At 60.4% G+C, this 23,092-nt stretch carries 18 protein-coding genes; 6 read left to right on the top strand and 12 right to left on the bottom strand.

The window, feature by feature from the left end:
* Position 1: 1 nt before the first annotated feature.
* Positions 2–2,611 (bottom strand): bifunctional diguanylate cyclase/phosphodiesterase, encoded by a 2,610-nt coding sequence (locus ACZZ0K_RS11990; RefSeq protein WP_258708044.1) that lies wholly within the window; start codon positions 2,609–2,611, stop codon positions 2–4.
* Between the two features lie 220 nt (positions 2,612–2,831).
* On the opposite strand from ACZZ0K_RS11990, the gene ACZZ0K_RS11985 reads away from it, so the two are divergent.
* A complete protein-coding gene (locus ACZZ0K_RS11985; RefSeq protein ID WP_258708045.1) occupies positions 2,832–5,036 on the top strand; it encodes an OsmC domain/YcaO domain-containing protein in 2,205 nt (734 codons plus the stop codon).
* A gap of 399 nt (positions 5,037–5,435) precedes the next feature.
* On the opposite strand, the gene ACZZ0K_RS11980 is transcribed toward ACZZ0K_RS11985, so the two are convergent.
* The 3 genes from ACZZ0K_RS11980 to ACZZ0K_RS11970 all read right to left on the bottom strand — a co-directional run bounded on the left by ACZZ0K_RS11980 (position 5,436) and on the right by ACZZ0K_RS11970 (position 7,471).
* Positions 5,436–5,951: a PaaI family thioesterase gene (locus tag ACZZ0K_RS11980; RefSeq protein WP_258708046.1), complete on the bottom strand. Its 516-nt coding sequence runs from the start codon at positions 5,949–5,951 to the stop codon at positions 5,436–5,438.
* 8 nt (positions 5,952–5,959) lie between these two features.
* Complete coding sequence (locus tag ACZZ0K_RS11975) at positions 5,960–7,117, bottom strand: GGDEF domain-containing protein (protein ID WP_130901283.1); 1,158 nt, start codon at positions 7,115–7,117, stop codon at positions 5,960–5,962.
* Between the two features lie 105 nt (positions 7,118–7,222).
* The gene (locus ACZZ0K_RS11970) at positions 7,223–7,471 is read right to left on the bottom strand and encodes a hypothetical protein (RefSeq protein WP_041480432.1); all 249 of its coding nucleotides are present in this window, start codon (positions 7,469–7,471) and stop codon (positions 7,223–7,225) included.
* 167 nt (positions 7,472–7,638) lie between these two features.
* Between ACZZ0K_RS11970 and ACZZ0K_RS11965 the strand changes: the two genes are divergently transcribed.
* Both ACZZ0K_RS11965 and ACZZ0K_RS11960 read left to right on the top strand, forming a co-directional pair.
* Positions 7,639–8,280 carry a class II glutamine amidotransferase gene (locus ACZZ0K_RS11965; protein WP_258708048.1) on the top strand — a complete coding sequence of 214 codons (642 nt, stop codon included), beginning with the start codon at positions 7,639–7,641 and terminating at the stop codon, positions 8,278–8,280.
* A gap of 85 nt (positions 8,281–8,365) precedes the next feature.
* Positions 8,366–8,707, top strand: coding sequence for a YajG family lipoprotein (locus ACZZ0K_RS11960; RefSeq protein ID WP_150742604.1), 342 nt, complete (start codon positions 8,366–8,368; stop codon positions 8,705–8,707).
* Between the two features lie 862 nt (positions 8,708–9,569).
* On the opposite strand, the gene ACZZ0K_RS11955 is transcribed toward ACZZ0K_RS11960, so the two are convergent.
* From ACZZ0K_RS11955 to ACZZ0K_RS11940, 4 genes are all read right to left on the bottom strand, one after another.
* Positions 9,570–10,526, bottom strand: a complete 957-nt coding sequence (locus ACZZ0K_RS11955) for a 2-hydroxyacid dehydrogenase (protein ID WP_258708049.1) — start codon at positions 10,524–10,526, stop codon at positions 9,570–9,572.
* Between the two features lie 31 nt (positions 10,527–10,557).
* Positions 10,558–11,316, bottom strand: coding sequence for an SDR family oxidoreductase (locus ACZZ0K_RS11950; protein WP_258708050.1), 759 nt, complete (start codon positions 11,314–11,316; stop codon positions 10,558–10,560).
* A gap of 32 nt (positions 11,317–11,348) precedes the next feature.
* On the bottom strand, positions 11,349–12,041 hold the full coding sequence (locus tag ACZZ0K_RS11945) for a fumarylacetoacetate hydrolase family protein (RefSeq protein ID WP_236169023.1): 693 nt from the start codon (positions 12,039–12,041) through the stop codon (positions 11,349–11,351).
* Positions 12,042–12,140: 99 nt separating this feature from the next.
* On the bottom strand, positions 12,141–13,490 hold the full coding sequence (locus ACZZ0K_RS11940; protein WP_056785134.1) for an MFS transporter: 1,350 nt from the start codon (positions 13,488–13,490) through the stop codon (positions 12,141–12,143).
* A 541-nt stretch (positions 13,491–14,031) separates the two neighbouring features.
* Here ACZZ0K_RS11940 and ACZZ0K_RS11935 point away from each other — a divergent pair.
* On the top strand, positions 14,032–14,964 hold the full coding sequence (locus ACZZ0K_RS11935) for a helix-turn-helix transcriptional regulator (RefSeq protein ID WP_258708051.1): 933 nt from the start codon (positions 14,032–14,034) through the stop codon (positions 14,962–14,964).
* Between the two features lie 8 nt (positions 14,965–14,972).
* Here the strand turns inward: ACZZ0K_RS11935 and ACZZ0K_RS11930 are convergent, their stop codons facing one another.
* The 4 genes from ACZZ0K_RS11930 to ACZZ0K_RS11915 form a co-directional block, all read right to left on the bottom strand.
* Complete coding sequence (locus ACZZ0K_RS11930; protein ID WP_150742601.1) at positions 14,973–16,166, bottom strand: GAF domain-containing sensor histidine kinase; 1,194 nt, start codon at positions 16,164–16,166, stop codon at positions 14,973–14,975.
* Between the two features lie 126 nt (positions 16,167–16,292).
* Positions 16,293–18,461 (bottom strand): TonB-dependent siderophore receptor, encoded by a 2,169-nt coding sequence (locus ACZZ0K_RS11925; RefSeq protein WP_258708052.1) that lies wholly within the window; start codon positions 18,459–18,461, stop codon positions 16,293–16,295.
* Positions 18,462–18,727: 266 nt separating this feature from the next.
* Entirely contained in the window at positions 18,728–19,567 is an 840-nt protein-coding gene (gene yghU / locus ACZZ0K_RS11920; RefSeq protein WP_258708053.1) for a glutathione-dependent disulfide-bond oxidoreductase, read from the bottom strand.
* 232 nt (positions 19,568–19,799) lie between these two features.
* Positions 19,800–20,303 carry a cupin gene (locus ACZZ0K_RS11915; protein WP_258708054.1) on the bottom strand — a complete coding sequence of 168 codons (504 nt, stop codon included), beginning with the start codon at positions 20,301–20,303 and terminating at the stop codon, positions 19,800–19,802.
* 180 nt (positions 20,304–20,483) lie between these two features.
* On the opposite strand from ACZZ0K_RS11915, the gene ACZZ0K_RS11910 reads away from it, so the two are divergent.
* Together ACZZ0K_RS11910 and ACZZ0K_RS11905 are read left to right on the top strand one after the other, a co-directional pair.
* A complete protein-coding gene (locus ACZZ0K_RS11910) occupies positions 20,484–22,271 on the top strand; it encodes a thiamine pyrophosphate-requiring protein (protein ID WP_258708055.1) in 1,788 nt (595 codons plus the stop codon).
* 10 nt (positions 22,272–22,281) lie between these two features.
* A complete protein-coding gene (locus tag ACZZ0K_RS11905; protein WP_258708056.1) occupies positions 22,282–23,019 on the top strand; it encodes a DUF72 domain-containing protein in 738 nt (245 codons plus the stop codon).
* Positions 23,020–23,092: the final 73 nt, after the last annotated feature.

Below are 23,092 nucleotides of genomic sequence, written 5' to 3'. Positions count from 1 at the left end.
TTCACGTCACCCGACCTTTTTTGCTCACCAGCGACAGTCGCGAAGCCCGTAGCAGATCAGCAAAAGCCGCCTTGTCGATTGGCCGACTCATGAAATAACCCTGCACCTCGTTGCATTGATCCTTGCCGAGAATCGCCAGTTGCTCCTCGGTCTCGACGCCTTCGGCGGTCACCGTCAGCCCCATGGCTTTGCCCAGACCGATGATCGCCTGCACCACGGCACGGTCGTTGGCGCCGCTGCTGATCGAGGCGATAAAGCGTTTGTCGATCTTGATCCCGTCGAATGGATAGGCGCGTAGGTAACCGAGCGACGAATAACCGGTGCCGAAGTCGTCCATATTAAGGCGTACGCCGAGCTCCTTGAGCTGATTCATGGTGGTCAGCGCGCCGTCGGTGTCATTGAGCATCACGTTCTCGGTGATCTCCAGTTCCAGACGGCTGGCGGGGAAACGCGTATCCACCAGCACTTCACGAACATCCTCGACGACATCGCTGAGGGCGAACTGCGCAGGCGAGAGGTTGACCGACAGCAGAATGTCATGGGGCCATTCCAGCGCGGTTTCGCAGGCTTCGCGCAGCACCCAGCGGCCCAGCGGTACGATCAGGTCGGTCTGCTCGGCCAGCGGAATGAACACGTCCGGCCCGAGCAGGCCCTGGGTCGGATGCTGCCAGCGCACCAGCGCCTCCACCGAAACGATGTGCTTGCCATCAACCTTGTAGCGCGGCTGATAGTGCAGGACGAATTCGTTGTGCTTGAGCGCATGGCGCAGGTCATCTTCCATTTGCCGGCGCGTCTGGATCTGGTCGCTCATGTGCGCTTCGAAGAAGCACCAGGTGTTCTTGCCGTCGGATTTGGCCTGATATAGCGCGATGTCGGCGTAGCGGATCAGATCGCTGGCGGCAAAACCGTGTCGACGACTCAGGGCGATGCCGATGCTGGCGCCGATGTGCAGCGGATGTTGTTCGTAATTGATCGGTTGATGCAGGCTGCCGATCAGCCGTGTGCAGAATTTGTCGATCTCGTTATGGCTGTCCATACCGTTGAGCACCACGACGAATTCATCACCACCGAGACGGGCGACGATGTCGTGCTCGCGGGTGCATTCGCGCAGGCGCGTGGCGACTTCCTGGAGAACCGCGTCACCGGCAGGATGGCCGAGGGAATCGTTGATCGGCTTGAAGTTGTCCAGATCGATCATCAGCAGCGACAGCGGCGGCGCGTGTTCCTTCAATACCAGGACGTCGTCGAGATAACGCGCCAGTTTGTTGCGGTTGGGCAGGCCGGTCAGGGCGTCATGCATCGACAGGTGCTGGATCTGCGCATGGGCGGCGACTTCGTCGGTGATGTCGCTGGCAGTGCCGCGATAGCCGACGACGCTGTTCTTGTCGAAAATCGGCCGCGCCGAGAGCCGGCAGTGGCGCGGCTGCCCGGAGTGATCGCGATAAGTGCAGCGCAAATCGCTGGCGCTGTTTTCCTCGCTGAGTTTGCGCAGCCACAGCTCCAGTGGTGTGGTGTCGCAAGTCAGTAATTCGCCGATGTCCTGGCCCAGCCACAGAGCTTGCGGGTAACCGGTGACTTCGCTGAAGCGCGCCGACAGATAGGTCAGCGCCAACTGATCATCAACTTCCCAGATCCAGTCCGACGCCGCTTCGGCCACGGCGCGAAAGCGTTCTTCACTGGCTTCGAGGGCATGATTGGCTTTCTCGAGTGCCTGATTCGAGGCCTGCATGGCATGAATGCTGTTGTCGACGTATTGCGATGAGCGCAATGCATGGCGGAAAAAATAGGCGGTGAGCAGCATCAGCACCAGAAACGTCGCGCCGAGCGGCGGCACCAGCGTCCACAGCAATTGCTGACCGGGTCGCTGCAGGTCGGCGACCAGACTGTAGCCGGTGCTGTCGAGGGGCACGCTTGGATGGCCTTTCTCAATGGTTTCATCCGGGACCAGGGTCAGGTTCGTCAGGCCATAACCGCTGCCGATCTTGCGCAGTTTGGTCGGGGTCAGCTTGTCGACGAACACCAGCACCGAGGTGTTACGCAGCTCGTCCAGCGGGCGCTCATCGTTGGGAATGATCGCGGCAGCGGTGATCAGCGCCGGCCAGCCTTCGAACAATGAATAACTGCTGATCGGCTTGGTCAGATCAGGCTGACTCAGCACCTGCTCGACCAGCGCCGAGGCGGGCGCTTGCAGTACGCTGGATACGTCGGTTTCAACCATCTGCCCGCGAATCACCGCGTACTTGGTGCGATTGCGATCAAGGACGAACACGCCGTCGTAGCCGTCGCTGGTGAACAGGGTCTTGCCCATGTTCTGTTCGGTGTAGGCCCAGTTGACGTCGATCGGCCCGCTCAAGGCCTCATAGGCGCGGGTCCAGTAGGCATAACTGGTGATGTAGTTTTTCGACGCGGTGATGCGGTTTTCCACGGCGCGCACGGAATAGAACTGGTTCTGTTCCAGATCCTTCGCGTCAAGGGTATTGGCGATGCCAAGCAAGGTGCTGATCGCGGCGATGACACCCGCAACAAACAGTGCGCCAACGGCGATGGCCAGGCGCCGGGTCACGGCGCGTTGCGGGGTGGGGATTGGCTGCGCAGGGAGAATAACGGCCATGTGCTCGTCCTTGATCCGGTGTCTTCTGAATCTAGAACAATGGCGAGCGCACAATGTTCAGATTGTTGTTATTGGTATCGCCTGGATTTTTTCAAAGTGTAGCGAATCCGTTGGAATTTCCAGCAGCGCCGGCCAGCGGCGAATCCCGAAAGGGCGAGACTTCCCGCACAAAAACCGGATAATGGCCGCCATTCGTTTAGCCGTATTCTGGTAATCCCGCATGGAAATCAAGGTCAACTTTCTCGACAACCTTCGACTTGAAGCCAAGTTCGACGACTTCACGGTGATCGCCGATCAGCCCATCCGCTACAAGGGCGACGGCTCGGCACCGGGGCCGTTCGACTACTTCCTGGCGTCGTCGGCCTTGTGCGCGGCTTACTTCGTCAAGCTGTACTGCGACACGCGCAACATCCCGACAGAGAACATTCGCCTGTCGCAGAACAACATCGTCGACCCGGAAAACCGCTACAACCAGATATTCAAGATCCAGGTCGAATTGCCCGCCGATATTTCGGACAAGGATCGCCAGGGCATCCTCCGTTCCATCGACCGTTGCACCGTGAAGAAAGTGGTGCAGACCGGCCCCGAGTTCATCATCGAAGAAGTCGACAACCTCGACGCCGATGCCCAGGCCTTGTTGATGCCGCAGTCCGATTCCCAGGCGGGCACCTACATCGCCGGCAAGGACCTGCCGCTGGAACAGACCATCGCCAACATGTCGAAGATCCTTGCCGACCTCGGCATGAAGATCGAAATCGCCTCGTGGCGCAACATCGTGCCCAACGTCTGGTCGCTGCATATCCGCGATGCGCATTCGCCGATGTGCTTCACCAACGGCAAGGGCGCGACCAAGGAAGGCGCACTGGCGTCGGCGCTGGGCGAGTTCATCGAGCGCCTCAATTGCAACTTCTTCTATAACGACCAGTTCTGGGGCGAAGACATCGCCAATGCCGAATTCGTCCATTATCCGGACGAGAAGTGGTTCAAGCCGGGTCCGAAAGACGAATTGCCAAGCGAGATTCTCGACGACTACACCCTTGACATTTACAACCGCGACGGCGAACTGCGCGGCTCGCACCTGTACGACACCAACTCCGGCAACACTCAGCGCGGCATCTGCTCGCTGCCGTTCGTGCGCCAGTCGGACGGTGAAGTGGTGTACTTCCCGTCGAACCTGATCGAAAACCTCTACCTCAGCAACGGCATGAGCGCCGGCAATACCTTGGCCGAAGCGCAGGTGCAGTGCCTGTCGGAAATTTTCGAGCGCGCGGTGAAACGCGAAATCCTCGAAGGCGAAATGGCCCTGCCGGATGTACCGCAAGAGGTACTGGAAAAATACCCGAGCATCCTCGCCGGCATCAAAGGCCTTGAAGAGCAGGGCTTCCCGGTGCTGGTCAAGGACGCCTCGCTGGGCGGTGAATTCCCGGTGATGTGCGTGACCCTGATGAATCCGCGCACTGGCGGCGTCTTCGCCTCGTTCGGCGCGCACCCGAGCCTGGAAGTCGCGCTGGAACGCAGCCTGACCGAACTGCTCCAAGGCCGCAGCTTCGAAGGCCTCAATGACTTGCCGCAGCCGACGTTCTCGGGGCAGGCAGTGACCGAACCGAACAACTTTGTCGAGCACTTCATCGATTCCAGCGGTGTGGTGTCGTGGCGCTTCTTCAGTGCCAAGCCAGATTTCGAATTCGTCGAATGGGACTTCTCAGGCCAAGGCGAAAACTCCAACGCCGAAGAAGCCGCGACCCTGTTCGGCATCCTCGAAGACATGGGCAAGGAAGTCTACATGGCGGTCTACGAGCACATCGGCGCCAAGGCCTGCCGCATCCTCGTGCCGGATTACTCGGAGATCTACCCGATCGAAGACCTGATCTGGGACAACACCAACAAAGCCCTGCAATTCCGTTCCGACATCCTCAATCTGCACAACCTCAGCAAAGTCGGCCTGCGCAATCTGGTCCAAGGCCTGGAACGCAGCGAGCAGGATGACTACACCGATATCACCACGCTGATCGGCATCGAGTTTGACGACAACACGCCGTGGGGCAAGCTGACGATTCTGGAACTGCGCCTGCTGATCTACCTCGCACTGCAGAAGTTTGACGAGGCCAAGGATCTGGTTGAGGCGTTCCTGCAATACAACGACAACACCGTAGAGCGCGGCTTGTTCTATCAGGCAGTGAATGTGGTGCTGGAGATGGAGCTGGACGAGGATCTCGAGCTGGAAGACTACGAGGCCAACTTCCGTCGGATGTTTGGTGACGAGCGTATGGATGCTGCGATTGGTTCGGTGAATGGCAGTGTGCGTTTTTACGGTTTGACGCCAACGAGCATGAAGCTGGAAGGGCTGGATCGGCATTTGCGCTTGATCGAAAGCTATAAAAAGCTGCATGCGGCGCGGGCTGGTGTGGCGGCTTTGTCGCGTTGAAGAGCTGGCTCAGAACGTTTCGCTTTCGGCTTGAGTGTGGCTGCGTGGCTTGAACCGCAGCCCCTCACCCCAGCCCTCTCCCGAGGGAGAGGGAGCCGATTTTCAAGCTTTTCAGAATTTGTGTTCGACTCGGTTTCCCAGGTCGGCCTATTTCCACCAGACACCTCGGTCAATCCCCTCTCCCTCTGGGAGAGGGCTAGGGTGAGGGTTTTTCAAGATTTGAGTTCGACTCGGTTTCCCAGGTCGGCGTATTTCCACCAGACACCTCGGTCAGTTCCCTCTCCCTCTGGGAGAGGGCTAGGGTGAGGGTTTTTTCAAGATTTGAGTTCGGCTCGGTTTCCCAGGTCGGCGTATCTGCACCAAGCACCTCGGTCAGTTCCCTCTCCCTTTGGGAGAGGGCTAGGGTGAGGGGCTTTGGCTTTCGCGGCCATGCGCTGCATCCGCCAACTGCCCCGTATCCACCCGCACAAACACCGAATCACCCACCGCCGTCAGCACTTCCCCGGCATACACCTCGCAAATCACCCGGGTCTTGCGCCCGACTTCACCTTCGACTCGCGCGCGCAAGAGCAGCGGCACGCCCATCGGTGTGGGTTTGATGAATTTGATCCCGAGGTTGCCAGTCACGCAGTCGATGCGCGGCAGGCTGCCGGCTTCGCGGTTCTCCGTGCGGTAGTGCCAGGCCATGGCGGTCCAGTTCGAATGACAGTCGACAAGCATGGCAATCAGCCCGCCGTAAACCAGATCCGGCCAGCCGCAATATTGAGCTTCGGGCAGATGCTCGGCGATAACGTGTTTGCCGTCCTCATCCCAACGACTTTTCACGTGCAGGCCTTGCGGATTGCGGCCGCCGCAGCCGTAACAAACGCCTTCGGGGGCGGCGAGGTCTTGCAGCGGGGTGTCGTGGCTGGACATGGCGGGTTTCATCCTGGAGTGGCGAGGCCGGACAGGCGCAAGCGGTTGCGTCCGCCGCGTTTGGACTCGTAGAGCGCGGCGTCGCCAAGTTCGATCAGCGCCGCGAGACTGGCCGGCGGTTTGTCGAACAGGGTGGCGCCGATGCTCAAGGTCACCGCAGCGGACGTGGGATAGGTGTGCGACGCCAGGGCCAGAAACTGTTCGCGCAAGGCGTTGCCCAGTTCAAGGATAGCTTCCGCTGACGCGTTGTTGAGCAGCATCAAAAACTCATCGCCACCCAGCCGCGCCGTCAACGCATTGGCCGGAAGCTGGGCACGGATCATTTCGCTCAAGGCAATCAGCAAGCGGTCGCCGGCGATATGCCCATACTGATCGTTGACCAGTTTGAAGTTGTCGATATCGATCAACAGCAGCGCCCCTGGTTTTTGCGCGGAAACGCCGGCCAGCAGGCGTGGCGTACGCTTTTCCAGGGCGCGGCGGTTGTAGAGGGCCGTGAGCGGATCGCGCTCGGCGAGGCGGGCGATCTGCTTTTCCCGGCGATAACGCTCGGTGCCGGTCATCGACAGGGCGATCAACATGATCGCCATCGCGCCTTCGACCAGCGAGATCTGAATGATCTCGCCGCGAAATGCCGCCAGATCGATCAGCGTGCCGGGGATCACCACGGTCAGGGCCTTGGCCACATAAAAGATGCCGTGGCCGAGCAGCACATAACGCAATTGCACCGCGCCAACGCTCAACGACTTGCCGTGCGGGCGCAGCAGCGAACTGGCCTTGAGCGTCGGGATCGCCACCAGCAGCGAGTTGGCCACCAGCATGGCCTTGGACCACAGCGGCCCGTCCGGCAACGTCAACATGATCAGCCAGGTTGCGAAAATCAGGTACCACGCCGGCGATAGTCGGGTCTGGGTGAAGCGCGCCACACCGAGCAGGAAAAAGAAATGCGCGGTCACCAGCAGGCCGTTGGCGAACCAGATGCCCAGCAGCAGAAAACCGCTGCTGCGCAGCAGCGCGAGGGTGGAACCGATGGTGATGGTGGCGAAACCGGCGCTCCAGAACAGTAGCGAAGGCTCACGGATGCTGCGCCACTCGACCGCCAGGTACAGCGCGGCAGCGGCTGCGAGGGCGATCGTGATGGTCAGCATCGTTGGCGGGTCGAGCGGCATTTCCGGGCAGGCCTGTCTGTATGGCAATAGGCCTGCGATTGTAAGCGTTTGGTCAGGTTTTTCGCAGGGGGCGTGTTGCCGGGCAGACCACTGGCGCTTCAGCGGTCACTCTTGCGGGCTTAGCCAGGTGTCTACCACGCGCCGATCGAGCTCTTCCCAATAGGCCATGCCCAGCACCCGCGTGGTGTTGAGCCCGCGCAGGTAACCGCGCAGTTGCTGGGCGGTATCGCGGATCAATTGCGCATCGCGGGTGGTTTTGTCCAGCAGGACGCTTTCGTACTGCACCAGGTATTCGGCTACGCGGTCGCGATATTCGGGCAGCACGGCGTCACGGATCAGATCAAACGTTCTCAAGGCGAGACCCTCATCATTTTTCTTGAATGTGCTCAGTGTGCATCAGTCTGCGCGACGCGCAACTATTGCTGGAAGTAATAGTGACCATCAAGAAACGCAAGTTCTGCTTTGCCGGCGATCGGCGGAAAATCACCTCCATCGAAGACGCAGCTCAAGGAAATTGCGCGATGAACACTCTGACTCGACTGGCAATGATCGCCCTGCTGATGGGCGGGGTAGTTACCGCACCGGCTTACGCAGACGACTCCCGGTCGTGTCACCTGCAACCCATCGCCGCCAGCGCATCGGCCTTGCAGCACACGCAGACCGTGGGTGTGTTGTTGAGCGAAAACACCTTACAGAACCTGCAGTATCTGGAGCGTTACCACGACATGGCGCTCAACGGTGCGAAAGACGCACTGGATTCGCGAATCCGCGACGCCTTTGTCGGCAGTTCCGACCCGGAACTGGCCCTCGACTGGCTGATGAGTTCGCTGCAGCAACAGTTCGTCTCGGTGACCGTTTACGACAATCTGGATGACCTGGTTCAGGCTCACCCGGACGTGGTGGTCAAGCTCGATACCTTCAACCGCTTGCTGACTCGACGCAACAGTCTGGTCGAGGCGCGCTTCTCTGCACGGTTCTATGACGCCGATTTGCAGTACATCGGCAAGGCCGAGGGGGCGATCGAGCAAGAGTTGCCTTCGGTCTGGGTGCACAACCAGGCGGCGCCACAAGTCGCCGCGCAGATCAATCAGCAGCGTGACTTGCAACTCAATGCGCTGAAGCAATTCGATGTGTCGCTCAAGGCCCTCGTGGCGTCGAGCTGATTCTTAAAACATAAATGGCAACGGCGGCGCCGTGAAGTCGAACCGTTGCCGGTTGAACCGAACCTTTATTTTCAGGATTACCCCGATGCGTCCTTTATTCGTGCCAGCCATGGCTTTTGTTTCCCTTTTGCTCGGCGGTTGTGCTTCGGCGCCGAACGATCCGACCCTGACCTTGCAGACCAGCAAGACGCCGGCGCAGTACGCCGATTGCGTGGTGCCGAAGTTGCAGGGCAGTGCGTTGAATCCGACGGTTTCGCAGAGTCAGCGCAGTTATCGGATTGTGGTGCCGAGCAAGGTCGCGGCGGACAACGTGCTGGAGGCGTACAAGGCGGGGAAGGGCGGCAAGGTGTTCATTTATGAGCGGCATTTGCTGGCGTCGAATTTGTTGCCTTCGAGTTTTGAGCGGGCGGCTCAGGAGTGCATTTGATCTGAGCGCTTGACGGGTTTTGACAGAGCTCCTTTGGTTGGCCGCAACCAACCAATTTTTTCGCCCCACACTGGTTTTCGGTTGTGGGGTTTTTTTGGACTTGGCGGCCTTTGGGCCGACCATGCTCTTCGGGTTTTGGGTGTATATCCGTTTCTGCGGGTGTGGCTGATTACGGTTCCGCTCTTACAGCGGGTCACTTTTTCAAACGCCAAAAAGTAACCAAAAGGCTGCGCCCTGACGTTCGGCCCGCTCGCTGAGGCTCGGGGTTCCTTCGCTGCGGGATCGATCCTGGCGCAGCGGCTCCGGTTTGCTTCGCTGCACCTCCTTCCGCTGTGTACGACTGCGTCGTACGGTCGCTGCGCTCCCACGCCCGGATCAATCCCTCCGCTCAGCCTGCCGACGGGCTCCAGGATCAAGAGCCACTCGAGCTTGCGCTCATTGTATTGAGTGGTGAAAAGCGATGGGGTCTGCTTTTGCTTTTCTGTGTGAGCTAGCCTGCTCGCGAAGGCGGCCTGACAGCCGACCGTTTTCTCACTGAATGCATCCGATCAAAACTGTAGGAGTGAGCCTGCTCGCGATGGCTGTGTATCAGGCAACACGATGATGATTGGGGAGTGTTGTTTTGTCTTGCGATCCGGTTTCTCCAGGGACGGCCCTCACCCTAACCCTCTCCCAGAGGGAGAGGGGACTTGGTCGAGGTGTTTGTTGAAGATGCGCCGACCTGAGACTCTGCGTCGAGCTCGTTCTTGAATTCAACGAAGATCGGCTCCCTTTCCCCCTCGCCCCCTGGGGGAGAGGGCTGGGGTGAGGGGGCTGGGTTTCACTGACTCAACGCAATCTGCAGCCTATCCCAAACAACCATTCACCCCGTCACACACCCAACCGGCACTTTCCCCGCAAACGTATCAACCAGACTCGCCACCACCATTTCCCCCATCCGCGTGCGAGTCTGCAATGTTGCGCTGGCCCGATGAGGTTGCAGCACCACCTGTTCATTAGCAAACAACGCTTCCGGCACATTCGGTTCATCGACAAACACATCCAGCCCAGCCCCGGCAATCTCTCCCGCCGCAAGCGCGGCAACCAGATCCGCCTCATTCACCAGTTTGCCCCGGGCGACGTTGATCAGATAACCGTCCTTGCCCAGCGCTTGCAGCACTTGCGCGTCGATGATCGCTTCGCCCTTGTCCGCCGCGGCGGCGAGGATCAGGGTGTCGCTGTCGCGGGCGAGTTGTTTGAGGTCGGCGACGAAGGTGTGGGGGACGTCGCTCATTGGTTGCAGGTCGGTGTAGCTGATCGGGCAGCCGAAGGCGGCGGCGCGGGTGGCGATGGCGCGGCCGACGCGGCCCATGCCGACGATGCCGATGCGCATGCCGGAGACTTGTCGGGCCAGGGGCAGTGGGGCGAGTGGGGTTGGGCTTTGCGGCCATTGGCCGGAGCGGACGTAGCGGTCGCTGGTGCACAGGCCACGACAGACCGAGATGAGCAGGCCGATGGCGAGGTCGGCGACGTCTTCGGTGAGGGCGCCGATGGTGGCGGTGACGCGGATGCCGCGGTCGCGGGCGTAGGCCAGATCGACGGCATCGGTGCCGACGCCGTTGACCGCGACGACTTCCAGGTTCGGCAGTTGCGCCATCAGCGCCTGGCTGATGCCGGTGTGGCCGCCGGTGATGACGCCGCGAATGTTGGCGCCGTGTTCCTTTATGTAGGCGGGTTTGTCCGTTTGCTGGAAGTAGCGGCGTACGGTGAACAGTTCGTCCAGACGCGCGTTGATTTCAGGGATCAGGATCGGGCTCAGTTGCAGGATTTCTGGCTTCATGGCTACCTCGTTACGCAATAAAAAGGCCGGCTCAACCGCGGCCGGCAAACGGCATGGCGCTGGCCATGACGGTCATGTTCAGGACGTTGGCTGACAGCGGCAGGCCGGCGATGTAGCACACTGCATCGGCGACGTGTTTGACGTCGACCATCGGCTCGACGGCGATGCTGCCGTTGGCCTGGCGTACGCCTTTGGTCATGCGCACCGACATTTCCGTCAGGGCATTGCCGATGTCGATCTGGCTGCAGGCGATGTTGAATTCACGGCCGTCCAGCGCCAGGGATTTGGTCAGGCCGAGCACGGCGTGTTTGCTCGCGGTGTAGGCGCTGCTGAACGGGCGCGGTGTGTGTGCGGAAATCGAACCGTTGTTGATGATTCGTCCGCCCTGCGGCTGTTGTTTGCGCATCAGCCCGAACGCGCCGCGAGCGCAGAGAAAGACACCGTTGAGGTTGGTGTCGATCACGTTGCGCCACTGCTCGAAGGTCAGCTCGTCCAGCGGCACGGCGGGGGCGTTGACGCCGGCGTTGTTGAAGACCACATCGAGGCGCCCGTAGACCTCGGCAATGGTCGCGAACAGCACGTCGACACTGGCCGGGTCACGCACGTCGGTGGGCACCGCCAAGGCTTGATGACCCTGGCTCTGCGCCAGTTCGACCAGCGCTTGCAAGGGCTCGGGCCGGCGTCCGGCGAGCACAAGGGTAAAGCCGTCGGCCATCAGGCCGAGTGCCACGGCGCGGCCGATGCCACTGCCGGCGCCGGTCACCAGCGCGACTTTCAAAGAGGTTGTCATATTGTTGTTCTCCTTTTTCTTAATCCGCAGGATCAGGGCCGTGGGCCGACGCGCATTTCCAGGTGGCCGATGCCGTCGATGCCAGCGCTGATCACATCGCCGGGTTGCAGACTGTCAACCCCGGCGGGGCTGCCGGTCATGATCAGGTCGCCGGCGCGCAGGGCCACGGATTGCGAGATGCGCGCGATTACTTCACTGACCGACCAGATCTGGCTGTCGAGGTTGTCGCGCTGGCGTTCTTCGCCGTTGACGTTCAGCCACAACTCGCCTTCGGGATGGCCAGAGCGGCTCACCGGGACCACGGCAGTCATCGGCGCGGCGCCGTCGAACACCTTGGCGCCTTCCCACGGCAAACCGTTGCTCTTGGCTGCGCGTTGAACATCGCGGCGGGTCAGGTCGAGGCCGGCGGCGTAGCCCCACACGTAGGCGAGCGCTTGATCCTCGGGGATATTGGCGCCGCCTTCACCGATGGCCACGACCAGTTCGATTTCGTGAACGAAGTCCTCGCACACTGAGGGGAAGGCGACGTCGCCGACGGCATCGACCACGCAACTTGCCGGTTTCATGAAAAACACCGGCGGCTGGCGCGACTGGCCTTGAGAGTCCGGCCACGGGTAGTTACGGCCGACACAGAACACCCGGCCAACGGGGAAGCGCTGCTCGGTGCCGAGGACCGGCAAGGTCACGGGCAGATCCGGGGTAAAGACGTATTCGGTCATGTTCATCCTGCGGGTCATCCTGTTTGAAAGGGCAGCGTACGGCGGCTGGCGTCGGTGAAGTTGGACGAAAGCCGCCTGCGTTTGGACAAATCCGGGCTTTTCGCCTCAGCGCACCTTCAGCTCGATGCGGTACAGACGTCCGAGCAACAACGAATAGGAGAGGGTGCCGATCAGCGCCACGCCGCCAATAAACCAGAAGGCATAGGCGAAGGTGCCGGTGGCGTGAACGATGGCGCCGATGACGATCGGTGTGACAATGCCGCCGATATTCGCCGCCAGGCTGGTAATGCCGCCGGTGAGGCCGATCAGCTCTTTCGGCGCCACTTCCGACACCGCCGCCCACGATGAGGACGCGATGCCTTGGGCGAAGAAGGCGATGGTCAGCACGGCGATGCAGATCAGGTTGGAATCGGTGAAATTCACCAGCACGATCGACATGCCCAGCATTGAACCGACCACCAGCGGCAACTTGCGCGCAAACGACATCGAGTAGCCGCGACGTATCAGCAGGTCGGAAACGATGCCGGCCAGCAGAATCCCCACCGTCGCCCCCACGAACGGCAGCACGGCAAAGATCCCGGCCTTGATCATGGTCAGTTTGCGTTCTTCGATCAGGTAGGTCGGGAACCAGGTGAGGAAGAAGTACAGCGCCGAGGTGCTGGCGAATTTGCCGATGCAGATCGCCCAGATCTGCCGATAGCTGAACAGCTCGGCGATCTGCCGCCAGTTGAAACGGGTGCGCTCCTGGCTGCTCTTGACCAGGCCGCCGCCGGTTTCGATGTACTTCAATTCTTCCTGGCTGACTTTTTTGCAGTTCAGCGGATCGCGATACAGGTACAGCCACAGCACACCGAAGACGATGCCGAGTGCGCCGGTGCTGTAGAACACGTGGCGCCAGTCAAAAGTGGTCGCCAGCCACAGCAGCGCGCCGGTGAACAGCGCCGTGCCGAGGTACTGACCGCACACGTAAATGCTGCTGGCCATCCCGCGTTCCCGCGCCGGGAACCACACCGTCACGGCGCGGCTGTTGGCCGGAAAAGCCGGGGCTTCCATGGCGCCGACCGCCAGGCGCAGGCCGAACAGCGAGGCAAATCCCGTGGCGAAACCCTGGCAAACGGTGACGGTCGACCAACTGATCAGCGATACGCCGTAGGTGAAGCGCGAGCCAAACCGATCAGCGATGAAGCCGGCCGGCACCAGTGCCAAGGCATAGGTCCAGGCGAACGCGGAAAAGATCAGGCCCATCTCGATCTTGTCCAGGCCCAGGTCCTTGGCCATGAACGGCGCGGCGATCGAGATATTCACCCGGTCGATGTAATTGATGATCGTCGCGATCAGCAGCAGCGACAGCATGAACCAGCGCCGCCGCGTAGGCAGACGCTGCGCCGAAACGGCATCGCGTGCACCGGCGATCACCGGTGGCACCGTGGCACTGGAAGAATGGGAGTTGGACATGCGGAGACCTCGTTATTGTTAGAAGAGTCGAGATTTTTCGAGCAGCCGATGCCGTTGCCCGCAACGTGTGGGGCAAGGCAATCGGACGGGTTGCAGCGCGGCTTTCAGACGTTCAGGAACGTCTTTGTGCGACTGATTTCAAGGGGAGGTCGGGCGGGGCGGCGAGGGGAAATAGCAGGATCATGACGTGCGCACCTTTGATTGTTTTTGAAAGAGGTTGGGCTGCGTTGGTCATTAAAGTGGTCGTACAACGGTTCTAAATCAACCGATGGGTTAGAACGTTTTTTCTTGAAAAAAGTGGATTTGGCGAACGTGTCCAAAAAGATAAATACGATTTGTCTTGAGAATAAAGATCAGGTTTAAAGCATAAATAACTGAAAAATAACGACTATCTCTACTTTTACGATAATGCGGTTTTTGGACAGGCTCATCGCGAGGCTTCTTTCAAAAAAGACAACGTCATCGTATGACTCGTTGCCGCCCACCGCACAACCCTGCAAGATGACGGGCGCCACCTCACTGCCCGGAGGACCTCCCGCCCATGTCTTCACCCAGCCGTATCCCGACCTACGTCATGCAGCAACGCAGCGAATTGACCGATTTCTACATTCGCGACAGAAAGGGTCGGCGCGCCGAAACCGCGCCTCACCGGCATGAGTATTTTCAAATCCAGATCAACCTCGGTGGCGACACCGTGCAGCACATCGGCAGCGTGCAGCGGCCGTTCCCGCGCAACACTCTGGCGTTCATCCTGCCTCATCGGGTGCATGTGATTCCGCATCCCGAGGACAGCAATTTCATCGTCATCAATTTTTCCCAGACGTTTCTCTTGCCGCATCTACAGTGCGACCCGATGGATCTGGAAGAGGTGTCAATCCTGCTCGCGCCTGAACTGTCGCCGTTCCGCTTTCAGGAGCATCTGGATTTCATTTTGGGCGATGAGGATTTCGCTCAGGTCTGCGGCCTGATCGAGCAGATGCGCAGCCTTGATGAGAACCGTCAGTTCGGCACGCGGGAAATGCTCAAGGGCTTGTTGCTGCAGATGATTGGCAGCGTATGTTTTCTTTACGCCGAGCCGCTCAAGCGCTTGGCAGAAGAGAACGCCGCCGAAAACAGCCGTCGCGACGCCTTGAGCCGCATGTTCGAATACTTGCGGAAGAACATCGCCGATCCTGATCTCAACCTGATCAAAGTCGCCGCTGCGACCTATCTGTCACCGACTTACCTGACGCACTGGCTGCGCAAGGAGATCGGCAAGACGTTCACCGAGCTGGTGCTGGAGCGGCGCATGCACGCGGCGCGCAATTTCCTGCTCAACAGCACGCGCTCGGTGGGCGAGGTCGCGCGGCTGTGTGGATTTGCTGATGAGGCCTATTTCTCTCGACGTTTTCGCCAGATTCATGGCCAGCCACCGGGGCAGTTTCGTCGCCGCCAGCTCAATCCGGATACGCCGCAGACACCACTGAATACTTAGAACGGCGCTCAGACCCATTTGAAGCGGGCAGGGAAGCGCGCCACGAAACAGGTGCCTGCCTCGCTGTCGGACGTCACGGTCAAGGTGCCGTTGTGCGCATTGGCAATTTGCCCGGCAATGTACAAGCCCAGCCCCAGCCCTTCATTGCGCTGACCGGCTTCGGAACGTGAGAACGGTTCAAACAGCAGCGGCATCAGCGCGGGTGGAATCGGCGCGCCCTGGTTGGTCAGCGAAATCACCATCTCATCGCCCTCGGCAAACGCCTTGAGCACGATCGGTTCGGCCGTAGAACCGTGGGTCACGGCGTTGCCCAGCAGATTCGACAACAACTGGCTGATGCGCAACGGGTCGCAATAGACCCCGGTCGGCACCTCAAGCGAATCAATAAAATTCGCCTGCGGGTACGCCACCTGGATTTCTTCCAGGGTCTGGCGCAGCGTCTGCTGCAAGTCATCGACAAGTTTGCGCTGCACCGGGATGCCACTGCCGAGCCGACCCCGGGCGAAGTCGAGGATGTTTTCGATCAGCACGCCCATGCGCACCGAGCTGGTACGGATCGCCGATAGCAGCGTACGCGAGCGCTTGTCTTCGGCTTTGCTTTGCAGCAGGTCGGCACTCATGCGAATGGCGCTGAGTGGCGTGCGCAAGTCATGGCCCAGCACGGCGATGAACTGCTCGCGCAGGCGGCCCAATTCGTTGGCATCGGCCAGCGCGGTTTTGGTCGCGTGCAAATGGCCTTGGGTATCCAGGCTCATCGCAATCAGCTGGGCGAAGAGGGTGAGGGTCTTTTCGATGGCCGGGTCGTCGAGGTTCGCCGGAACTGAATCAATGGCGCAGAGTGTGCCAAAAAACTCGCCATTGGCCTTGATGATCGGAATCGAAATGTAGCTTTCCAGACCATAGGTTTTCGGCGTGTGGTGCGTGGAGAAAACCGGGTGCTGGCTGGCATGGCCGAAGATCACCGGCTGATGGTGCTGACGGATCTCATGACAAATCGTCGATTCGAGCACCAGTTCGCCGCCGGGCAACAGGCCGAAGTCTATCGAGTCATCCACGGCGCAAGCGATCCACTTGCTCTCGGTGACCCGCGCTACAGCGGCGAAGCGCATGCCGGTCGTATGCTTGACCATGCTCAGGATCACCGGCACAGCGTCAATGCTGCCGATGGCCTGGAGGTCGGAGGAGAAATCTGTCTGGGGCATGGCCGGCGCTTCGCGAAAGTGTCGCAAGAGACTATCGATAATTGCCGGCCATGCCTAATGAACGTGCAAAAAAAGGGCGCCGGGAAAAACTCCCGGCGCCTTTTTTGCATGCTGAGCGCTATCGCCTCAGAACTTGTACTTGGCCGTCATCATGTAGCTGCGCGGGGTGCCGTAGTTGTCGGTCGAGCCCCAGGTCACGTCGGTGCCGATGGAGGAATAGTACTTGCGGTCAAAGATGTTGTTGGCGTTGACCTGCAGGTCGAGGTGCTTGTTGACCTCGTAACCGGCCATCAGGTCGGTGACCGCGTAGCCGCCCTGTTCGAGGCGATAGCTGCCGCCGTTGGCCAGAGCGATGTCGTTGTACATGCGGCTCTGCCAGTAGACGTTGCCGCCCACGCGCAGTTTTTCCAGCGGGCCTTTGAAGCGGTACACGGTGGACACCTTGAACAGGTGCTCCGGCATGTCAGTGTCGAATTTCTGGTTATTGTTGGCCGGGTTTTCGTCCTTGATGTAGTGGGCGCGGGTGTAGGTGTAGCCGGCGCCGACTTGCCATTGCTCGGTCAGCGCACCTTGCAGTTCCATGTCCACGCCTTGGGCGCGAACCTTGCCGGAGGTTTCGTAGCAGGTCAGTTCCGGGCAGCCGAGCTGGGTCGCCGCCTGGGTGGCGCGGTTGGTCTGGTCCATCTGGAACACCGCCACGCTGCCGTTCAGCGCACCGTCGAAATATTCGCCTTTGATACCGACTTCGTAGTTTTCACCGACGATCGGCTCGAGCACTTTGCCGCCGAGATCTTTCTGGGTTTGCGGGGTAAAGATGTCGGTGTAGCTGGCGTAGACCGAATGATGGTCATCGAGTTTGTAGATCAGGCCGGCGTAACGGGTCAGGTTGCGCGTGACCTTGAAGTCACCGTCGGCACTGCGATCGTCGTAGTCATACCAGTCCAGGCGGCTGCCGAGGATCAACGTCAGCGGGTCGGCCAGGCTCAAGCGCGTGGTCAGGTAAACCGCGTCCTGGGTGGTGACGTTACGCGACTTGCCACTGCGGACGAAGTCAGGCTTGGGCGCGGCGATCGGCAGACCTGTGTCGTAGGGCGAGTATTCCTTGGTCGTGGCGTCGTACACGCGGTTGCTGGCGCCGACTACCAGTTCGTGGGTACGGCCGAACGCTTCGAACGGGCCGCTGGCGAAACCGTCGAAGGCGCGTTGCTTGTCGGTGTGGTGCGATTGGTAGGCGGTGGTTTCCAGCGGGCCGTCGTAGCGCGACAGGTACGTGCCGGAGAATTCGCCTTCGGTTGTCGAAGTCGAGCCGCCGAGGTGCAGTTTCCAGTCATTGGCGAAACGGTGTTCGACTTCACCGAATACGGTGTCGACCTGCAACTTGCGGTTTTCCCAGTCGGTGCCCGGGTAGGTGGAGCGGGGCAGGTCGAGGTGGTGGCCGTTTTCGCCGATCGGCAGGCCGCCCCAGAAATAGTTGGTCTGGTCGTTCTGCCGGGAGAAACCGAGGGTCGCCGTGGTGCTGTCGCTCAGATCGGCTTCACCGATGGCGTAAAACAGGCCGTGATCGTTTTCTTCCTTGTCACGGAAACTGTCGGCGCCCTGATACGAAGTCACCACCCGGCCACGCAGGGTGCCGCTTTCGTTCAGCGGGCTGGAGGCATCGACTTCGCCACGGTAGTCATCCCAGCTGCCGGCGGCGCCGGTGAGGGTTACGCGCTGATCAGCGGTTGGACGCTTGCGCACCATGTTGATCGCCGCCGACGGGTTGCCGGCACCGGTGACCAGGCCGGTCGCGCCACGAACGATTTCCACCCGGTCGAACATCGCCAGGTTCGGTTGCACCGCCAGGGTGTACGGCGAATACGAGCTGGGCAGGCCGTCGTACATGATGTTGTCGATGTCGAAACCACGCGCCTTGTAAGTCTGCCGGCCCGGGCCGCTGGCCTCGCTGAGGAACAGCCCCGGCGTACCGCGCACCACGTCGTTGACGCTGGTCATGTTCTGATCGTCCATGCGCTGGCGAGTGATCACTGTCACCGCCTGCGGTGTTTCGCGCATGGTCAGCGACAGCTTGGTGGCGGTCTGCATCGGGCCGGTGGTGTAGGACTGCGTGTCTTCGGTGGTGCTGCTCATCTGCGTAGCGCCGATTTCGGTTGCTTGCAGTTCCAGCGGGCCATTGGCGGGCGCAGTGGCTGCGGTTTCTTCAGCCAACGCAGGAGCGATGCTGGCCATGCCGATGGCGATTGCGAGGAGGTTAGGTGAAAGGTTCGAGCGGCGGTGAATGGTGTGAAACGACATCTATCTGCTTCCCCAAGATTTACCCAAACGAAACTAATGCGAGTGAATGTAAGAATTATTCGCATTAGTATGTAGGAAGTTTCCGGGGAATAAACCCGTACGAGTCAGTTAGTTAATGATTTTTTCACAATTGGGTTTGATGGCTTCCGCAAACAAATGTGGGAGCGGGCCTGCTCGCGAAGGCGGTGTGTCATTCAACAGATGCGTTGTCTGATACGACGCTTTCGCGAGCAGGCTCGCTCCCACAGGGTATGCGGTTTTTGCTATCAGTCCAGATCCTTCGCCTCATGCCGCTCCGGCACCTGACTGTCTTCATCACCCCAGGTGCGATTCACTCGCTGCCCACGGATGACCGCTGGCCGCTTGGCGACTTCTTCCGCCCAGCGCTGTACATGGGTGTACTCGTGCGCGGCGAGAAATTCCGCCGCCGAGTAAACGTTGTTGCGCACCAGTTGCCCGTACCAGGGCCACACGGCAATGTCGGCGATGGTGTAATCGTCGCCGGCCAGATAGGTGTTGTCGGCGAGACGGCGGTTGAGCACATCCAGCTGCCGTTTGGCTTCCATGGTGAAGCGGTTGATCGGGTATTCGAGCTTCTCTGGCGCATACGCGTAGAAGTGCCCGAAGCCGCCGCCCAGATACGGCGCCGAGCCCATTTGCCAGAACAGCCAGTTGAGGGTTTCGGTGCGACCGGCCGGATCCTTGGGCAGCAAGGCGCCGAACTTTTCCGCGAGATACAGCAGGATCGAACCGGACTCGAACACCCGGATCGGTGGCTCGACGCTGCGGTCCAGCAGCGCCGGGATTTTCGAATTCGGGTTGACCTCGACAAAGCCGCTGGAGAACTGATCGCCTTCGCCAATGCGGATCAGCCACGCATCGTATTCGGCCTCGCTGTGCCCGAGTGCGAGCAACTCTTCGAGCATGATGGTGACCTTGACGCCGTTGGGCGTGGCCAGCGAATACAGCTGCAACGGATGCTTGCCCACCGGCAGTTGCTTGTCGTGGGTCGGCCCGGCGATCGGCCGGTTGATGCTGGCGAAGTGGCCGCCGGAAGGGGCTTCGTGTTTCCAGACCTTGGGCGGAACGTAAGACGCATTGCTCATGAAACGGACCTCGTCGATGCTGGGAGAGAACAGGTAGACACCGTATCTCGAAAGGATTGAGAACACTACCTTGTGGGAGCTGGCTTGCCAGCGATGACGGCGGCACATCCAGCATCAATATTGGCTGACCCACCGCAATCGCTGGCAAGCCAGCTCCCACAGGTTCGGAGTCAGGCACAAATCTCCCGTGGGAGCGAGCCTGCTCGCGAAAGCGTCGGCAGGGTCGCCGCGCCTAATGGCTCCAATACCGCCCAACTGCACCCCCGACTCCCTGCACCGGATCTGTCTCAGGAAACGGCAGCCCCGCGATCTGCGCCAACTGCGCATCACTCGGCGCGGCCCGGCAAATGTCCGCCTGCTGCCCCGGCGGATAAGCACCCACCACCAGAAAATCCTCACTCGATCCCAGATTGCAGTGCCCGGTTCCGGCCGGCAGCAACAGCACATCCCCGGCGCTGACGTCGACGACTTGGCCGTCAGGCCCGCCCAACATCAACCGCGCCTGACCGGCCGCCACGCCAAGCACTTCGTGGCCTTCAGTGTGATAGTGGTGATAGTCATAAATGCCGTAGCGCCATTGCGCCGGCCAGCCATTGGCGCCGAAGGTCTGCTCGAAGCGCGCCGCCGGATCGTCGCCTTCAACGGCAATCGCGCTGCGGTAGATCAGCACTGGCAGACGCGGATTGTTCGGCACCCAGTCATTGCGTTGCAGCAGCAGGGTTTGTACTTCAGTCATGGCCCATCCTCCTTCGATCATTTCTCAATCGACCACAGAGCAGGGCGCACGCCTCAAAAAATCATTGCCGCGCAAACACGGCGCCGAAGTTGATGCCCGGAAAATCCAGCGAAACTTCATCGCGCAGCGGGCTGTCCAGACCCTTACATGTCCATGCAGCGGTAAATGGCGAGGGTCAAGATGACGATGACAGTTGGTGATTTTCTGGTTGAGCGGCTCAGCGAATGGGGCGTCACACGAATTTTTGGTTATCCGGGGGATGGCATCAATGGCGTGTTCGGCGCCATGAGCCGGGCCAAAGGCAAGATCGAATTCGTTCAGGCACGGCACGAGGAAATGGCTGCGTTCATGGCCTCGGCCCACGCCAAGTTCACCGGCGAGCTGGGCGTGTGCATCGCCACCTCGGGTCCCGGCGCTTCGCACCTGATCACCGGGCTCTACGATGCCCGGATGGACCATATGCCGGTGCTGGCCATCGTCGGTCAGCAGGCGCGTACGGCGCTGGGCAGTCACTACCAGCAGGAGCTGGATCTGGTGTCGATGTTCAAAGACGTCGCCGGGGCTTTTGTGCAGCAGGCTTCGGCGCCTTCGCAAGTGCGCCATTTGCTTGATCGTGCGGTGCGCACTGCGGTCGGCGAGCGCCGCGTCACCGCGCTGATTCTGCCCAATGACTTGCAGGACCTGCCTTACGAACAACCGGCGCGCGCCCATGGCACCGCGCATTCCGGCGTCGGCTTCAGCAAGCCGAAAGTCGTTCCTTATGCAGCCGATCTGCAACGCGCCGCCGAGGTACTGAATAGCGGCGAGAAAGTCGCGATTCTGGTCGGTGCCGGTGCGCTGGAGGCGACCGATCTGGTCATCGCCGTGGCGGAAAAGCTTGGCGCGGGCGTCGCCAAGGCGCTGTTGGGCAAAGCAGCGTTGCCAGACGATTTGCAGTGGGTCACCGGCAGCATCGGCCTGCTCGGTACCGAGCCCAGCTACAAGCTGATGAGCGAGTGTGACACCTTGCTGATGATCGGTTCGGGCTTCCCGTATTCCGAGTTTCTGCCCAAGGAAGGCCAGGCGCGCGGGGTTCAAATCGATCTGCAGCCGGACATGCTCAGCCTCCGCTATCCGATGGAGGTCAATCTGGTCGGTGATTCAGCGGAAACTCTTGCCGCGTTGCTGCCATTGCTGGAACAGAAAACCTCGAACAAATGGCGCAAGAAGATCGAAGGCTGGCGCAGCAGCTGGGAGAAAACCCTGGAAAAACGCGCCATGGCCAAAGCCGATCCGGTCAACCCGCAACGAGTGGTCTACGAGTTGTCACCGCGCTTGCCCGAGCAGGCAATTATCACCAGCGACTCCGGCTCCTGCGCCAACTGGTTCGCCCGTGACCTGAAAATCCGTCGCGGCATGAAATGCTCGTTGTCCGGTGGCCTGGCCTCGATGGGCGCGGCGGTGCCCTATGCGATCGCGGCGAAATTTGCTTACCCGGAACGCCCGGTCATTGCCCTGGTCGGCGATGGCGCGATGCAGATGAACAACATGGCCGAGCTGATCACTGTCGCCAAATACTGGCGCCAATGGCAGAGCCCGAAATGGATCTGCGCGGTGTTCAACAACGAGGATCTCAACCAGGTCACCTGGGAGCAGCGGGTGATGGAGGGCGATCCGAAGTTCGAAGCGTCGCAGAGCATTCCCGATGTGCCGTATCACCTGTTCGCGATCTCCATTGGCCTCAAGGGCATTTTCGTTGATCGTGAAGAAGAGGTCGCCGCTGCGTGGGAACAGGCACTCGCCTCGGAAGTGCCCGTGCTGATCGAGTTCAAGACCGACCCGAACGTGCCGCCGCTGCCGCCGCACATCAAGCTTGAGCAAGCGAAGAAATTCGCCACGACCCTGCTCAAGGGTGATCCGGATGAAGCCGGGGTGATTGTGCAGACTGCCAAGCAGGTGCTCGGCGCCGTGTTGCCCGGGAAGAAATGACGGTGGGCGCTTGAACGAGCCAGCGATCTTTATCGGTTGCGCCGGCTGGAGTCTCGGCCGCGAGCACTGGCCGGCATTCCCCGCCGAGGGCACGCACCTGCAACGCTACGCCGCGCGCTTCAACTGTGTGGAGATCAACAGCTCGTTCTACCGCCCGCATCGGCGCCAGACCTACGAGCGCTGGGCCGATTCGGTGGCGCCGGACTTTCGCTTCGCCGTGAAAGTGCCGAAGCTCATCACCCATGAACAGCGGCTGGCGGACAGCGCGGCCGCGCTCGATGAGTTTCTCGGACAGTGCCAGGGCTTGGGAGATCGACTCGGTTGCCTGCTGGTGCAACTGCCACCGAAACTTGCTTTCGATGCTCCGGTGGCCGAGGCGTTTTTTCGTGCCCTGCGCGAGCGGTACAAAGGCAGTGTGGTGCTTGAGCCACGACACGAATCGTGGACTGAGGCAGAGGCAATGCTGGTGGATTTGCAGATTGCCCAGGCAGTGGTCGATCCATCGCGGATCAGCAGCGACACCGCGCCGGCTGGCTGGCAAGGCCTGCAGTATTGGCGCCTGCACGGCTCGCCTCGGATTTATCACAGCGCTTATGAAGCGGCTTATCTGCAACAGCTTGCCCGGAACCTGCTGCGCGCCATTCCCGAGGGCAAACACATCTGGTGCATCTTCGATAACACCGCCAGCGGTGCCGCCACCGCCGATGCGCTGGCTTTGAAGGCGTTGATCGAAGGCGTTGAACGCTGAACGACGACGCTCTCGCCACCCACACAAAAGATCCGGCTACAGGTAAACTCCGCGCACTTTTTCAAGGAGTTCA

It is taken from the genome of Pseudomonas sp. AC255 (assembly GCF_979258175.1).
This window is presented reverse-complemented; position numbering and strand designations above follow the sequence as displayed.

Coding starts and splice junctions, on each gene's coding strand:
- ACZZ0K_RS11950 (WP_258708050.1), bottom strand. CDS start 11,316: ATGACAACCTCTTTGAAAGTCGCGCTGGTGACCGGCGCCGGCAGTGGC.
- ACZZ0K_RS11935 (WP_258708051.1), top strand. CDS start 14,032: ATGTCTTCACCCAGCCGTATCCCGACCTACGTCATGCAGCAACGCAGC.
- ACZZ0K_RS11925 (WP_258708052.1), bottom strand. CDS start 18,461: ATGTCGTTTCACACCATTCACCGCCGCTCGAACCTTTCACCTAACCTC.
- ACZZ0K_RS11955 (WP_258708049.1), bottom strand. CDS start 10,526: ATGAAGCCAGAAATCCTGCAACTGAGCCCGATCCTGATCCCTGAAATC.
- ACZZ0K_RS11985 (WP_258708045.1), top strand. CDS start 2,832: ATGGAAATCAAGGTCAACTTTCTCGACAACCTTCGACTTGAAGCCAAG.
- ACZZ0K_RS11965 (WP_258708048.1), top strand. CDS start 7,639: ATGAACACTCTGACTCGACTGGCAATGATCGCCCTGCTGATGGGCGGG.
- ACZZ0K_RS11910 (WP_258708055.1), top strand. CDS start 20,484: ATGACGATGACAGTTGGTGATTTTCTGGTTGAGCGGCTCAGCGAATGG.
- ACZZ0K_RS11960 (WP_150742604.1), top strand. CDS start 8,366: ATGCGTCCTTTATTCGTGCCAGCCATGGCTTTTGTTTCCCTTTTGCTC.
- ACZZ0K_RS11915 (WP_258708054.1), bottom strand. CDS start 20,303: ATGACTGAAGTACAAACCCTGCTGCTGCAACGCAATGACTGGGTGCCG.
- ACZZ0K_RS11990 (WP_258708044.1), bottom strand. CDS start 2,611: ATGGCCGTTATTCTCCCTGCGCAGCCAATCCCCACCCCGCAACGCGCC.
- ACZZ0K_RS11980 (WP_258708046.1), bottom strand. CDS start 5,951: ATGTCCAGCCACGACACCCCGCTGCAAGACCTCGCCGCCCCCGAAGGC.
- ACZZ0K_RS11945 (WP_236169023.1), bottom strand. CDS start 12,041: ATGAACATGACCGAATACGTCTTTACCCCGGATCTGCCCGTGACCTTG.
- ACZZ0K_RS11975 (WP_130901283.1), bottom strand. CDS start 7,117: ATGCCGCTCGACCCGCCAACGATGCTGACCATCACGATCGCCCTCGCA.
- ACZZ0K_RS11940 (WP_056785134.1), bottom strand. CDS start 13,490: ATGTCCAACTCCCATTCTTCCAGTGCCACGGTGCCACCGGTGATCGCC.
- ACZZ0K_RS11930 (WP_150742601.1), bottom strand. CDS start 16,166: ATGCCCCAGACAGATTTCTCCTCCGACCTCCAGGCCATCGGCAGCATT.
- yghU (WP_258708053.1), bottom strand. CDS start 19,567: ATGAGCAATGCGTCTTACGTTCCGCCCAAGGTCTGGAAACACGAAGCC.